The organism is Streptomyces sp. DH-12, from assembly GCF_002899455.1.
In the GTDB taxonomy this organism is placed as follows: domain Bacteria; phylum Actinomycetota; class Actinomycetes; order Streptomycetales; family Streptomycetaceae; genus Streptomyces.
Genome location: NZ_PPFB01000001.1, coordinates 4011376 through 4025561, shown reverse-complemented (window position 1 = coordinate 4025561; position 14186 = coordinate 4011376). Strand labels below are relative to the sequence as shown.

Below are 14186 nucleotides of genomic sequence, written 5' to 3'. Positions count from 1 at the left end.
GGCATGACCGCCCTGCCCTCCCTCCCTTCCCCCTCCGCCTCGTCCTCCACCGCTTCCCCGTCTCCGCGGCGGCGGTTCCTCGCCGGGGGCGCCGCCCTCGTCGCGGTCCTCGCCTCGCTCACCGCGTCCCCCTCCCCGGCGCGGGCCGATGAGCCGGCGCGGGACGGGGGCCGGCTCACCGTCACCGTGCGGGACGCGGGCGGCGGGGCGGACGGGACGTACGAGGTGCGGTGCCGGCCGAGCGGCGGGACGCATCCCGACCCCGACGGGGCCTGCGCGGCCGTCCAGCGGCAGACCCGGTGGGGACAGGACGCCTTCGCGCCGGTGCCGCGGGACGCCGTGTGCACCCTGCGGTACGGCGGTCCCGCCACCGCCCGGATCACCGGCACCTGGGCCGGCCGCCGCGTCGACGCGGCGTACGACCGTACGAACGGGTGCGCGATCGCACGCTGGGACCGGCTCGTGCCGCTGCTGCCCGAGGCGGGCCGGGCGGCGGGTGCGCGGGAGGCGTGAAGGTCCCGCGAAGCTTCGCGGTGCGTCGGCCCAGGCAGGCACGGTTCCGGACGTACCGGACGTCACATCACCGTCACCTCGCGGTGCGATGTGCGTCCCATCCGGCACCCCCGGCGCACCCCCAGCCCTTAGACTCCCTCCCGTGACACGTCGCGGGCCGGTTGGCAGGATGGCCCGGACGGTCGGCACGTCGCGGTAACAGGGAGGAAGCGTCTCGTGAGCAGCAGGCCATCCCGAGGCGCTGCTCGCCTCGCAGCCATACTGGACGCGCTTCCCGACGCCCTGGTGCTGGTCAACGCCAACGGGACCGTCGTCAACGCCAACACCATCGCCCTCGAGGCCTTCGAGGCGCCGGGCACCGCCCTGGTGGGGCGCGGGCTGCTGGACCTGCTGCCGCAGTTCGACAGCAAGCTCATCCCCGGCTCCATGCGGCGGCCCGACCACATCGACCCCCGCGGCCGCACCAAGCCGACCCGGATGATCGCCCGGCGGACCGACGGGACCGAGTTCCCCGTCGAGGTCACCAGTGCGAACCTGGAGAACAACCAGCAGACCTACGACAGTTACGGCTACACCGACGACGAGCTGCTGATGCTCGTCGTCCGGGACCTCTCCGGCACCGTCGACACCGAGGCGGAGCTCGCCCGGTCGCAGCGGCAGACGGAGATGATCCTGCGAGCCGCCTCCGAGGGCGTCGTCGGCACCGACACCGACGGGCGGATCGTCCTGGTCAACCCGGCCGCCGCCCAGATCCTCGGCTACCGGGCCGGCGAGCTCGGCGGCCGCGAACTGCACACCCTCGTGCTGCACTCACGCGCCGACGGCTCCCCCTTCCCCTACTCCGAGTCCCCGCTCGCCGACACCCTGCGCTCCGGCCGCAAGCACCGCGTGCGCGGCCAGGTCCTCTACGCCAAGAACGGCGACAAGCTGCCGGTCGACCTGACCACCGCCCCGGTGCGCGACGGCGACCAGCTCGTCGGCGCGGTCATGACGTTCCTCGACCGCCGCCCCTACGACGCGCTGGTCAAGGAGAAGGAGAACGCCGAGCGCGAGCACGCGGAGGAGCTGGAACGGCTCGCCGAGGAGCACGGCTCCGAACTGACCGCCCTGCGCCAGAGCCACGTCACCGAGGTGGAGGAGCTCCGCGAGAAACACGCGGAGGAACTCGCCGCGCACGAGGAGCGGTACGCCGCCCTCGGCGAACGCGAGAAGGACCGCTACGAGGCCCTCGCCGCCCGGCACGAACAGCTCCTCACCCTCCTCGGCCGCTCCCTGCGCGGCCCGCTCGACGAACTGCGCCGCGAACTGTCCGCGCTGGCCGCCGACGACGCGGGGCAGCTGTGGCCCGAGGCCAACCAGGTGCTCCACCACCTGTCGGCCGGCTACTCCCGCATCACCACCCTCATCGACAACGTCCTCGGCTACCAGCGGCTCGACGCCGGCACCGAGCAGATAGCCCGCACGAAGGTGATGCTCGACGCGGTCGTCGCGGCCGGTGTCGACGGGGCCGTGGAGCTGATCGGGCCGGGCCGCGTGCAGTTCGCGGTGCACGCGCCGCCCATCGAGGCCGAGGTGGACCCGCGACTGCTCGCGACCGCCCTCGCCCACCTGGTCGCCGACGTCGCGGGCGTCGACGCGACCGGCAACACGCCCCTGTCGGCGGGCGGTTACCTGGACAACACGGTCGTCGTCGCGGCGGCCCAGCGCGGCGAGGTCGTCCGCATCGAGGTCCGCGGCCCGTACGGCGGCGGCGACCCGGTGCACGAGCCGATCGTGCGCGGGATCGTCCGGGCGCACGGCGGAGTGCTCCAGACGCACGAGGTGCCGGGGATGAGCGGCAGCGCGTTCGTCCTCGAGGTGCCGATCGGGGGCGGGGCGGGGGCCGTGGCGGCCTCCGCCGCACCGCAGGACGCGGTGGTGCAGGACGCGGTGGCGCAGGCCGAGGAGGCCGCCGCTCACGCCGAGCCCTCGCCGAGCGGTGGAGGGCGCCGGGCGCGGCGCTCGTCCGTCGACGCCTTCCTGGAGAGCAACGTGCCGGACGGCGGCAGCGGCGACGGTGAGGATCCCGCCGTTCCCGCCGCGGAGGCACCGCAGCCCACCGGGCGGCGGAGGCGGCGTGCGGCTCCTCCCGTGGAGCCCGTACAGGCGCAGTTGCCGGCGCAGGTGTCCGGTGAGGGTGCGGCCGTGTCCGGCGGAACGGGGCGGCGGCGGGGCCGGCCGGCCGAGGACGCGGCGGGCGCAACCGGTGCCGAGGTGGAGCTCGCCGGTGCGGGGGTGTCCGAGGGCTCCGTCGTCACCGCCGCCGAGCACGCGGCGGGCGCCGCGGCCTCCAACACGGGGCTGGGCGGGACCGTTCCGCCGCAGGGCGTGCCCGCACCGTCCGGGCGTCGGGCCCGGCGCGCGGACGGTGAGCAGCAGGCGCTCGCGCCCGCGCTGCCCGCGGCCTCCGATGCGAACGGCGCGTCCGGCGCGGCACAGGGCGGGGTCGCCGTGCACGTCCCGGCGCAGGGTGCGGGCCCTGACCAGCAGCAGCCGACAGGGCGGCGCCGGCGTGCGCTGGCCGCCGCGAACGAGCGTGCGGCGGCGCAGGAGGCGGCACCGCGTACGGTGTTCGCGCTGCCGCCTGCGGGGGCGGACCAGGACGAGCAGGCGGTCCAGGCAGGACAGCCTGGTCAGGCAGGGCAGGCCGAGGTCGTGGGGCAGGCGCCGCAGTCGGCTCCCGGCCAGCAGGCCGCCGGGCAGATGCCTCCGGCGGAGGTCCCGGTCCCGGTTCCGGTTCAGAGGCAGGCTCCGCAGTCGCCCGTGGCACCGGGTCAGGTGCCGGGTGTTCAGGAACTTCCGGGTGCTCGGACGGCTGGGCAGGCGGCGCCGGGTGCCGTACCGAACGGGCAGACTCCGCAGCCTGTCGCTCCGGGTGCACAGCCGGTCGCTCCGGCCGCTGCGCAGGGCGTGGCTCAGGCCGCCGGGCAGGTTGTGCCTCCGGCCGCCGGGCAGGCCGTGCCTCCGAACGGGCAGGCGGCGCCGTCCGCACCGCAGGCCGTTCCCCCGCACCCGCAGGCCCCAGCGCCCGCGCCGCGAGCCGCCGGGCCGAACCTCCAGCCGGCCGGCCCGAACGCCCAGCCCGTACCCCCGCACCCACAGGGCGCGGGACACGCGCCCCAGCCCGCCGCGCCCAACCTCCAGCCGGTCGGCCCCACTCCGCAGCCGATCCCGCCGAACCAGCAGGCCGCGACGTCCGCGCCTCAGGCCGCCGCGCCCAACCCGCAGCCCGTCGGGTCCGACGCGCCGGCCCCGCAGGCCCCCGTACCGCCGGCCCCGCAGTCTGTACCGCCGGCCCCGCAGCCGGCCGGCGCCGCCGCTCAGGTGCCCCAGCCCGGTGTTCCGGCACCGCAGGCTCCCGCGCGGCCCGCCCCGGCTCCCGCGCCGCAGGGTGCCCCGGCCGATGCCGGCCGGCACGACGCCGTGCCGTTGGACCAGTCCGAGGACCACACCCCGCCGCAGCCGCACCCCACCAGCGCGCCCACGGGCCGCCGTCGCCGTGCGGTCGCTCCGCCGTCCGAGGCCGCGCAGGCGCCCGGCGCTTCCGAGCAGTGGGAGGCGGTGCCTCCGCAGGGCGTGCCCGCAGCGGCCCCGCTCCCGCCGGCCCAGCCGCTGCCCGCCGAGACACCGCCCGCGCATGCCGCGCCGCAGCACGGCCGGCCCGCGCCGAACGCGGCCACCCCGCCCGCCGGGACTCCGGCCCCGCGGCAGTGGCCCGCCGCGAGCGACACCTCCGGCGCCGGTGTGCCCCTCCCGAACGCGTCGCAGCCCACGCCGTCGGGCGGCACCCCGCTGCCGCCCGAGGACGCGCCCGCGCCGGACCGGCGGGCCGCCCAGCCGCTGCCCGCCGAGGCCGCCGCGCCGGTGGACCCGAACTCGACGCAGGGGCGTGCCATCAGCGTGCGGACGCTGGGGCAGGGCGTGCCGTTCAACCGGCAGGCCGCCCAGGTGCAGCAGCCGTCGGCGTCGGCCACGCCGCCTCCGCACCAGCCGGGCGGTTCCGGTCGCCGCCGCAAGCTCGGCACCCGCAACGACCAGGCCGCCGCGAGCGGCCAGGCCCCCGCCGCCGCGCAGGCCCCCGCCGCCGCCCAGGGCGCCCGCCCGCACCCTCCGGCCGAACCCGCGCCGCCCGCCGGCCAGGCGCCCGCACCGCAACAGGACCGCGGCACGGCCGCCGCCTTCGCCCAGCCTCCGGCGCAGCCCACGCCGACGCCGTCCGGGCAGTCCCGGCTCGCGCCGCCCGCCGAGACCGCCGGACGTTCCTACGCGATAGGGGCGCCGGACGCGGACGCCGCCGAGGGTCCCGAGCCGCTGGACGGTCCGGGCGGGGCCGTGGAGGTGGCGGACCCGCCGCGTCCGCAGCCGATGGACGACGAACTGCCGCCGGAACCGCTGGACAACCCGCGCCGGTTGCTGGTGTGGCCCGCGCCGGACGTGTCGACGCAGCAGGCGTTGAGCGACCGCGGCTACCGCCCGGTGATCGTGCACTCCCGTGAGGAGGTCGACGCGCAGATCGCGGCCTTCCCGGCGGCGCTGTTCGTCGACCCGCTGACCGGACCGATCACGCGCACCGCCCTGCAGTCGCTGCGTCAGGCGGCGGGCGCGGCCGAGGTGCCGGTGATGGTCACGGCCGGACTCGGGCAGGCCTCCCGCGACGCCGCGTACGGCGCCGACCCGGCGGTGCTGCTGAAGGCGCTCGCGCCGCGCGACAGCGAGCAGCACCCGCCGCGGGTCCTGCTGATCGAGGAGCACGCGGAGATCGCACTGGCCCTGACCGGCACGCTGGAACGGCGCGGGATGCAGGTCGCGCGGGCCGCGAGCGACGCCGACGCGGTGGCGCTGGCGGGGCAGTTCCGGCCGAACCTGGTGGTGATGGACCTGATGCGGGTGCACCGCCAGGCCGGGCAGGCCGGGATCATCGACTGGCTGCGGGCGAACGGGCAGCTCACCCGCACCCCGCTGGTCGTCTACACGGCCGCCGTGGACGCGGCGGACCTGCCCCGGCTGACCTCCGGCGAGACGGTGCTGTTCCTCGCGGAGCGGTCCACCAGCGTCGAGGTGCAGGAGCGGATCGTCGACCTGTTGTCGCGGATCGGCACCAACTGACCGCCCGCGCGCGAGCCGTGAGCGAGAACGGCGGCGCGCGAGCCGTGAGCGGAAACGGCGGCGCGCCGGGCGGTGGGCGCGGGTGTGGCGCCCACCGCCCGGCGCGCGACCGGGTCCGGACCTCGGTCAGATCCGCGTGACATCCAGCGTGCCCTCGGCGTACTGCCGGCGCAGCACCTTCTTGTCGAACTTGCCGACGCTGGTCTTCGGCACCGCCTCGATCACCGTCCAGCGCTCCGGCAGCTGCCACTTGGCGATCTTCCCCTCCTCCTGGAGGAAGGCGCGCAGGGTGGTGAAGTCGGCGGTGGCGCCCTCCTTGAGGACGACCGTGGCGAGCGGGCGCTCGCCCCACTTGTCGTCGGGGACGGCGACCACGGCGGCCTCGGCGACGTCCGGGTGCGCCATGAGCGCGTTCTCCAGCTCCACCGAGGAGATCCACTCGCCGCCCGACTTGATGACGTCCTTGGCGCGGTCGGTCAGGGTGAGGAAACCGTCCGGGCTGATGGTGCCGACGTCGCCGGTCTTGAGCCAGCCGTCCTCGCTGAACTTGTCGGCCGGGCGCAGCGGTTCGGCGTCGGGGCCGTTGTAGTAGGCGCCCGCGATCCACGGGCCGCGCACCTCCAGCTCGCCCGCGGACTCGCCGTCCCAGGGGAGGCGTTCGCCGCCGGGGCCGGTGAGGCGGGCCTCGACGCCGGCCGGGAAGCGGCCCTGGGTCAGCCGGTAGGCGAACTCCTCGTCGGTGCCCACGGCGTGGGCCGGCGGACGGGCGATCGTGCCGAGCGGGGAGGTCTCCGTCATGCCCCAGGCGTGGCAGACCCGCATGCCCAGCTTGTCGAACGCCTCCATCAGCGAGGGCGGGCAGGCGGAGCCGCCGATGGTGACCTGGGTGAGGGAGGAGACGTCCCGGGGGCGGGCGGTGAGCTCGGCGAGCAGCCCCTGCCAGATGGTGGGGACGGCGGCGGCGTGGGTCGGCTTCTCGCCCTCGATCATCTCGGCGAGCGGGACGGGCTGGAGGAAGCGGTCCGGCATCAGCATGTTGACGCCGCTCATGAACGTGGCGTGCGGCAGGCCCCAGGCGTTCACGTGGAACTGCGGGACGACGACCAGGGAGGTGTCCTGGTCGGTCAGGCCCATCGACTGGGTCATGTTCACCTGCATCGAGTGCAGGTAGATCGAACGGTGGCTGTAGACCACGCCCTTGGGGTCACCGGTGGTGCCGGAGGTGTAGCACATGGCGGCGGCGGCCCGCTCGTCCAGCTCCGGCCAGTCGTAGGCGACGGGCTGCCCGGCGAGCAGCTCCTCGTACTCGTGCACCTGGACGTGGGTGCCGGCCAGGGGGGCGCGGTCACCGGGGCCGGAGACGACGACGTGCTCGACGGTCCTGAGGTGCGGCAGCAGCGGGGCGATCAGCGGGATCAGCGAGCCGTTGACGATGACGACGCGGTCGGCGGCGTGGTTGACGATCCACGCGAGCTGCTCGGCCGGCAGACGGAGGTTGAGGGTGTGGAGCACGGCGCCCATGGAGGGGATCGCGAAGTACGCCTCGACGTGCTCGGCGTTGTTCCACATCAGGGTGGCGACCCGCTCGTCGCCGGTGACCCCGAGGTCCTCGCGCAGGGCGTGCGCCAGCTGGGCGGCCCGGGCGCCGATCTCCGCGTAGGAACGGCGCTGTGCGCCCTCGCCGGTCCAGGTGATCACCTGCGAAGTGCCGTGGATCGTCGACCCGTGGGTCAGGATCCTCGAGATCAGCAGCGGTACGTCCTGCATGGTGCTCAGCACGGCGTCCTCCTGGGCGACATTGCCTGGCGTCGGTACGGGTTGCGCTGATTCTGCGCACATACCGCGCGGTATGTCACTAGGGGAGCGGATGATCGATCACGCTTCGGCGGACGGCGTCCCCCGTCAGGTTCCGCCCGTTCCTCCTCAATTCCTCACAAGTCCCAGCTCGGCGTCCTCCCGGAGCTTGCCGAGCGCCCGTGACACGGCGGACTTCACCGTCCCGACCGAGACGCCGAGCACCTCCGCCGTCTGGGCCTCGCTGAGATCCTCGTAGTACCGCAGCACGACCATCGCCCGCTGGCGGGCCGGCAGCCGCATGACCGCCCGCCACATCGCGTCGCGCAGGGCCTGCTGCTCGGCGGGGTCGTCGCGGCCCGGCACCGGGTCCGGCTCGGGCAGCTCGTCGCAGGCGAACTCGTCGACCTTGCGCTTGCGCCACTGCGAGGTGCGCGTGTTCACCAGCGCCCGGCGGACGTAGCCGTCCAGCGCCCGGTGGTCCTCTATCCGCTCCCAGGCGACGTACGTCTTGGCGAGCGCGGTCTGCAGCAGGTCCTCCGCGTCGCTGGGGTTTCCGGTCAGCGACCGGGCGGTCCGCAGGAGCACCGGCTGGCGGGCCCTCATGTACGACGAGAACGACGCGTACGGGAGGGTCTGCCTCGCCGGGGCGGCGGCGTTCGAAGCGCTGGTGCAGACGGGTGTGGTCATGTCCCCCACGCTATGAGCGGGGCCGGTCCGGCGGATCGGCCGCAGGTCCCGAAGCCGGATCCCCCTCAGGTTGTAGGGGCGGGGCCCGCCGCACCTCCTGTAGGTGGAGGAGCGGATGAGGGACCGTGCGGGTCGTCCCTGAGCGCCGGCGCCCGGCGCGGCGGCACCGTAGCGCCGCCGCACGGACGCCCTCCTCCCGCTCTCCGCCCCCCTGCTTCCCCCTCTTCCCGCCCCCTGCTCCTTCCTCTCTCCGCCCCCTGCCCCCCCCTCTTCCCGCCCCCTCCCGCTCCGTCAGAGCGCCGGCCACCAGAAGGGGGAGAAGCTGATGGCCACGTTGTCCTCGCCCTGGTTGACGCTCGTGAACGCGGAGCCGTTGACCTGGGCGGTATTGCTCTCGTTCTCGGCTCCGGATCCGGTGGCCTGCTGCTGTGTGGTGGCGGAGTCGCCGAAGTTGTCGCCGCCGACTCCGGTACCGAGGGCGCCGACGCCGTTGTCCGCCGTCGCGACTCCCGCGAGGAGCGCGGCCGCGAGCGGGAGCGCGGAGACGGCGGCGATGACGCGGGCGGTACGGATGCTTGCCATGTTGTGTTCCCTCCAGAACCAAGGACGCACCGGATCGAAGGCCGTCCATGCGTGAACTACGGCTTCCACCAGGGGAGTAGGCCCCCCGCCCTGGTGCTGTGCGCGACGTCGCAAGATCAGGATTGCCCAGCGGATCCCGCTGAACCACCCCGGAAGCCATGATTCGCACGCAAGCGTGAGAACCCGCCGATAAACCCCGACTCGACCCTGATGCGCGGCCCGCTCACCACCGGGCGGCGCCGACCCCGACGCCCCAAGGGAGGAAGCGTTTCAGCGTCACGCCGATCCGCCCCCACGCCCCGGGCGCGCCGCTCCTCACCCCCTTCCCTTCTTCGAACATGTGTACGAACATAGGAGTATGGCCACCACCGACCGGCAGGCCACGACGCTGGCCCTCGCACACGCCCTGTCAGCCGCCGAACGCGGACTGGCCGTCATCCCGCTGTCCCGCACCAAGCTCCCGGCCCTGCGCTCCCCCCACCGCGACGACCCGGCCCACCCGCCCTGCCACGGCGAGTGCGGCCGCTTCGGCCACGGCGTGTACGACGCCACCACCGACCCGGCTCGGATCCGCGCCCTGTTCGCCGCCGCGCCCCGCGCGACCGGCTACGGCATCGCCTGCGGCCTGCCCCCGTACCACCTCATCGGCGTCGACCTGGACACCAAGAACGGCACCGACCCCGGCGCCGCCCTCCGAACCCTCGCCTCCCGGCACGGCTTCACCGTCCCGCCCACGGTGGTCGTCCTCACCCCGAGCGGCGGCCGCCACCTCTGGCTGAGCGGACCGCCCGACGTCGTCGTCCCCAACTCCGCCGGCCGTCTCGCCCCCGGCATCGACATCCGGGGCGCCGGCGGCTATCTCGTCGGCCCCGGCTCCCGTACGGAACGCGGCGCGTACCGGGCCGCGCCCGGCACCGCGCACCTGGCGCCCGCGCCCTGCCCGCCGGCCCTGCTGCGCCTGCTCCTGCCGCCGCCCCGCGCGCATCACCCCGCACCGCCGTCCGCCGGCGGACACGGCCAGGGCCTGGTGCAGTTCGTGCTCGGGGCGCACGAGGGCCAGCGCAACACCCGCCTGTTCTGGGCGGCCTGCCGCGCCTACGAAGGCGGCCTCACCCCCGAACTGGTGGAACCCCTCGTCGACGCGGCCCGCGCCACGGGCCTGTCCGAACGCGAGGCCCGCGCGACGATCGCGTCGGCCGCCCGCATGACCGGCCACTGAGGCCGCAGCACTGTTCGCCCACACCCCGCTCACGCCCTCACCCGCGCACGCGCCCGAAAATCGAAAGACCCGCATGCACCAGCGCCTTAAAGTGCCGACCATGGCACTCTCCCGCGTCGTCCTCGCCTCGGGCCGCCCGGTCGACCTGGCCGAGCTGCGCCTGTCGGCGACGTACGGGAACGTGCTCGAGGGATACCCGTGCAAGCCGCTGAACGACCTCGTGATCGCCAGGCTGCTCCGGTCCGCCGAACGCGTGCACCCGGGCGTCCCGGTGCACCTGATCCCGCCGCCGCGCGAGTACCCCGACCAGTACGCGGGCGGCTTCGGTCCGGTGGAGGTGCTGCCCGCCGTGACCTGCGTCGGCAGCTTCCGCTCCGAGGCCCTCGCCCCCGGCCGTGACCGCGCCCTGTACCGCTCCCGCCTCACCGTGGTCTGGTTCCAGCCGACGTCGCGCGTCCCCTCGGGCTGCGACGCGGAGACGGCTCTGCTGGACATGGACTGGGAGCGACTCGCCACCGATGAGGAACTGTGACCACAACCGCCCCCGGCGCCGCCGGCCGGGTCGAGCTGATCCGCTGGCAGTTCGACCTGACCTGGTCCCTGTTCGAGTACCACCTGGAACGCCTGGAACCGGAGGACTTCCTCTGGGAGCCCGCCCCGCTCTGCTGGACGGTACGCCGGTCCCCCGAGGGCACCTGGGTCCCCGACTGGGCGGACACGGAACCGGACCCCGTTCCGGTGCCCACCGTCGCGTGGGTGAGCTGGCACATCGGCTGGTGGTGGAGCGTGACGCTGGACCACGCCCGCGGGGACCGCCCGCGCGAGCGGACCGACATCGTGTGGCCCGGCGAGGGCGAGCCCACGGTCGCCTGGCTCCGCTCCCTGCGCACGGAGTGGCTCGCCTGTCTCGACACCCTCACGGACACCGACCTGGACGCCACGGCCCCCTTCCCCTGGCCCGACGACCCGGCCCACACGAAGGCGCACATGCTCGCGTGGGTGAACGCGGAACTGATGAAGAACGCGGCGGAGATCGGCCAGCTCCGCATGCTGCGGGCGGCGTCATGACCGACGCCGACGCCGCCCAGCCTGTGCCCTGGTCCCTGCCCGGCCTGGACAGGGCGTCCAGGGTCTGCCGGGCTGCCGGCACCCGCGCGCCCGATCGGTTGACGCACCCGTCGTCGCGGCCGGCTGCCGTCGGCCGAGGCCGTGCCACAACCGTGCCAGACGCAGAGGTCAGCCACGGTCGACAGCCGTCGCCCGCCCAGCACACCCACAGATCACGAAGCCGCTCCGCAGCAGGTCAGCAAGCCACCGCCCCGTAGAACCCGAGCTTCCCGAGCTGAGGTTCCCGGTACCCCGGCGCATACGGAACCCGTAAGGTTCCCCGCATGGTGACTGCGACTGTCCGCGAGTGGCACGACGAGGAAGGGTGGGGCGTGCTCGACTGCCCGGAGACACCCGGCGGTTGTTGGGGCCACTACTCCCATATCCAGATGAAGGGCTACCGATCGCTGTCGCCGGGACAGCAGGTGGACCTCCAGTGGGAAGCCCCCGGCTTCAAGCAAGACGGGTACGACTACCGGGCGGTGAACATCGTGCCTCGGCCGGCCTGACATCCACACCTGACATCAGCGGACCGAACGTCAGCCGCAGCCGGGACGAGCCCACGGTCCGCCGGTTTCCTCCTTCGGGATCCACAGAAGTGGCTGACTCGCGCGGCAGTATTCCTCGGCCTGGCCGTCCCAGGGGAAGCGGCCTTCCCTGTCCGGCCAGAACAACTGCGCGACAGGAAGCGGAGGAGCCTGGTGGTAGTCGATCCCGGCGCCGAAGAAGTCCCGGTACCAACTCGGGTGGACCGGCCGGACGGTCACCGGGCAGCCGTTCAGGATGTCGTCACGCACCTGGCCGGCTTCCAGCGGGCGGCCGTTACGGATCTCTCCGCCTGCGACGTTGAGGATGGGCATCATCGTCTCGACCCGCAGGCCGAAAATACAAACCTCAGGACTGCGCAGGGTGTGCCACAGGCCGATCGAGTAAGCCCAGTCCCCCGGCTCATCGTCCCCGGCGCCGACCCCCATCACGTGCCAGCCGGACTCCGACACGCTTGCGGCTATGCGGCCATCACGTTCCTTCCAGGCCGGGCCGTCCGAAGGAGGGGCGCACAGGAGGCAGAAGCAGGAGGAGTCGTCCACCCGGGGAGGTTACGACGCCTGCGCTCACGGCCGGCACGAGCCGCCTCCGGACCGCTCGAGGGCACCCGACGTCGGCCGACCACGACAGAAACCCACGGCGTCTGAGCTGGTCAGAGCAGTGAGCTCGCGGAGACCGGCATCACCGTCACCCCCGCCGTGGAACAACCGGAACCGAGGCACGCGCCCCCCGAGGACGCCTCACTCCTCGGCCTCAGGAACGCTCTCCCGCTCACCACGCACGATGCCCGTCCCTCGTGGCCGCAGGAGCGGGAAACCACGGGAGACGCGGTGCCCGGCGGGCGCCGGACAGCGTGACGGCCCCTGACCAACTACCCGGGTCAGGGGCCGTTCCCACTGCGCTCAGCGCGGAGGCGGTGGGATTTGAACCCACGGTGACATCGCTGCCACGACGGTTTTCAAGACCGTTCCCTTCGGCCGCTCGGGCACGCCTCCCCGCGCCGGCCGGTGATCGGCGGCGCGGGGACAAGGGTAACGGGTTCGGGGGTGGCGGGTGGGGTCAGCTGTCGCCCACGCGGGAGCCCAGGGTGAGTTCCGTGGTGTACTCCTTGCCGCCGCGTTCGTAGGTGACCGTGACCTCGTCGCCGGGCTTGTGGGTCCAGATCTCGCCGATCAGGGTGGGGCCGGAGTCGATGACCCGGTCGTCGAGCTTGGTGATGACGTCGCCGGGCTTCAGTCCTGCCTTGTCGGCGGGGCCGCCCGGGTCGACGGGCTCGGTGCCGCCCACGCCCTGCTCGGTGATCTTCGCGCCGTTGGTGGTGTCCTCCAGGGAGACCGACGCGCCGATCTTGGCGTACACCGGCTTGCCGGTCTCGATCAGCTCCTGGGCGACGTACTTGGCCTGGTTGATCGGGATGGCGAAGCCGAGGCCGATCGAACCGGCCTGGCCCGTGCCGAAGCCGCCGTTGCTGGTCGACTGGATCGCGGAGTTGATGCCGATCACGTTGCCCTGCGCGTCCAGCAGCGGGCCGCCGGAGTTGCCCGGGTTGATGGACGCGTCGGTCTGCAGGGCGCTCATGTAGGAGGCCTTGCTGCCGCTGCCGTCGCTGGAGGCCACCGGGCGGTTCTTCGCGCTGATGATGCCCGTGGTCACCGTGTTGGACAGGCCGAACGGCGCGCCGATGGCGATGGTCGAGTCACCGACCGCCACGTCGTCGGAGTTGCCCAGGGTGAGCGGTTTGAGGTCCGACGGCGCCTTCTTCAGCTTGATGACGGCGACGTCGTACCCCTGCGCGTTGCCGACGACCTCGGCCTCGTACTTCTTGCCGTCCGGGAAGGTCGCCGAGAGGTTGCCGCCGTCGACGGCGTCCGCCACCACGTGGTTGTTGGTGACGATGTGGCCCTGCTTGTCGAAGACGAAGCCCGTGCCCGTGCCGCCCTCGCCGCTGCTGCTCGCGGCCTCGATCGTGACCGTGCTGGGCAGCGCCGCCGCCGCGACCGCGGCGACCGTGCCCGGGTCCCGCTTGACGTTGCCGCCGCTCGTGGTCGACGAGACGGTCGTCGAACCGCCGCTGTCGTTCTCCCGGGCCAGCGTGTAGCCGAGGCCGCCGCCCAGGCCGCCCGCGGCCAGCGCGGCCACCAGCACCGCGGCGACCAGGCCGCCGCGCCGGCGGCCGTTCTTCGGCGCGGGCTGCTGGTACGTGGAGCCCCAGCCGCCACCGCCCTGACCCGCGGCGCCACCGCCCTGACCCGCGGCGCCGTGTCCGACACCGCCGTCGCCGCCGTACGCCGGGGTGGACGGCGGCGGGGGCGGCGGCCAGGAGGGGTCGGGGGCGGAGGACGACTCACCGGCCCCCGCGTCCTGGCGCGTCTGGGGGGCGGGGGGGCCGTAGGGATGGCCGGCCGCCGGAGCCGACCCCGGGTGTGCGCCCTGGGGTGCGGAAGCAGCGGGAGCATCCGCCGGGGGCGGCGGAGCCGACGGGGCCGGGGGTACCGCGGTGCCCTCGTTCTCGGTGCTCACAGCTTCTCTCCTCGATCCACGGCTTATCTGGTCTCGGTCGCACTCGGGCCCGCATGTCACGCGCGCCTGA

The 14186-nt window shown here is 74.2% G+C and carries 11 protein-coding genes and 1 tRNA gene; 6 read left to right on the top strand and 6 right to left on the bottom strand.

Annotated elements, in window-relative coordinates:
• Nucleotides 1-3 precede the first annotated feature (3 nt).
• Together C1708_RS16920 and C1708_RS16915 are read left to right on the top strand one after the other, a co-directional pair.
• Nucleotides 4-513, top strand: a complete 510-nt coding sequence (locus C1708_RS16920) for an SSI family serine proteinase inhibitor (protein ID WP_106413474.1) — start codon at nucleotides 4-6, stop codon at nucleotides 511-513.
• 216 nt (nucleotides 514-729) lie between these two features.
• On the top strand, nucleotides 730-5658 hold the full coding sequence (locus C1708_RS16915) for a hybrid sensor histidine kinase/response regulator (protein ID WP_106413473.1): 4929 nt from the start codon (nucleotides 730-732) through the stop codon (nucleotides 5656-5658).
• A 126-nt stretch (nucleotides 5659-5784) separates the two neighbouring features.
• On the opposite strand, the gene C1708_RS16910 is transcribed toward C1708_RS16915, so the two are convergent.
• The 3 genes from C1708_RS16910 to C1708_RS16900 form a co-directional block, all read right to left on the bottom strand.
• A complete protein-coding gene (locus C1708_RS16910) occupies nucleotides 5785-7437 on the bottom strand; it encodes a long-chain fatty acid--CoA ligase (protein ID WP_198602516.1) in 1653 nt (550 codons plus the stop codon).
• Between the two features lie 144 nt (nucleotides 7438-7581).
• Nucleotides 7582-8142, bottom strand: coding sequence for a SigE family RNA polymerase sigma factor (locus tag C1708_RS16905; protein ID WP_106413471.1), 561 nt, complete (start codon nucleotides 8140-8142; stop codon nucleotides 7582-7584).
• Between the two features lie 291 nt (nucleotides 8143-8433).
• On the bottom strand, nucleotides 8434-8724 hold the full coding sequence (locus C1708_RS16900; RefSeq protein WP_106413470.1) for a hypothetical protein: 291 nt from the start codon (nucleotides 8722-8724) through the stop codon (nucleotides 8434-8436).
• Nucleotides 8725-9082: 358 nt separating this feature from the next.
• Between C1708_RS16900 and C1708_RS16895 the strand changes: the two genes are divergently transcribed.
• From C1708_RS16895 to C1708_RS16880, 4 genes are all read left to right on the top strand, one after another.
• Nucleotides 9083-9943 (top strand): bifunctional DNA primase/polymerase, encoded by an 861-nt coding sequence (locus C1708_RS16895; protein ID WP_106413469.1) that lies wholly within the window; start codon nucleotides 9083-9085, stop codon nucleotides 9941-9943.
• 100 nt (nucleotides 9944-10043) lie between these two features.
• Nucleotides 10044-10475, top strand: coding sequence for a hypothetical protein (locus C1708_RS16890; RefSeq protein WP_106413468.1), 432 nt, complete (start codon nucleotides 10044-10046; stop codon nucleotides 10473-10475).
• Nucleotides 10472-11011 (top strand): DinB family protein, encoded by a 540-nt coding sequence (locus C1708_RS16885; protein ID WP_106413467.1) that lies wholly within the window; start codon nucleotides 10472-10474, stop codon nucleotides 11009-11011. The genes C1708_RS16890 and C1708_RS16885 overlap by 4 nt, the downstream gene beginning before the upstream one ends.
• 323 nt (nucleotides 11012-11334) lie before the next feature.
• Nucleotides 11335-11559, top strand: a complete 225-nt coding sequence (locus C1708_RS16880) for a S1 domain-containing protein (RefSeq protein WP_106413466.1) — start codon at nucleotides 11335-11337, stop codon at nucleotides 11557-11559.
• 30 nt (nucleotides 11560-11589) lie between these two features.
• Here the strand turns inward: C1708_RS16880 and C1708_RS16875 are convergent, their stop codons facing one another.
• The 3 genes from C1708_RS16875 to C1708_RS16865 all read right to left on the bottom strand — a co-directional run bounded on the left by C1708_RS16875 (nucleotide 11590) and on the right by C1708_RS16865 (nucleotide 14116).
• On the bottom strand, nucleotides 11590-12138 hold the full coding sequence (locus C1708_RS16875; protein ID WP_133169069.1) for a DUF4262 domain-containing protein: 549 nt from the start codon (nucleotides 12136-12138) through the stop codon (nucleotides 11590-11592).
• A 366-nt stretch (nucleotides 12139-12504) separates the two neighbouring features.
• Nucleotides 12505-12591, bottom strand: a tRNA-Ser gene (locus tag C1708_RS16870).
• A gap of 64 nt (nucleotides 12592-12655) precedes the next feature.
• Nucleotides 12656-14116, bottom strand: coding sequence for a S1C family serine protease (locus C1708_RS16865; RefSeq protein ID WP_106413464.1), 1461 nt, complete (start codon nucleotides 14114-14116; stop codon nucleotides 12656-12658).
• Nucleotides 14117-14186 lie beyond the last annotated feature (70 nt).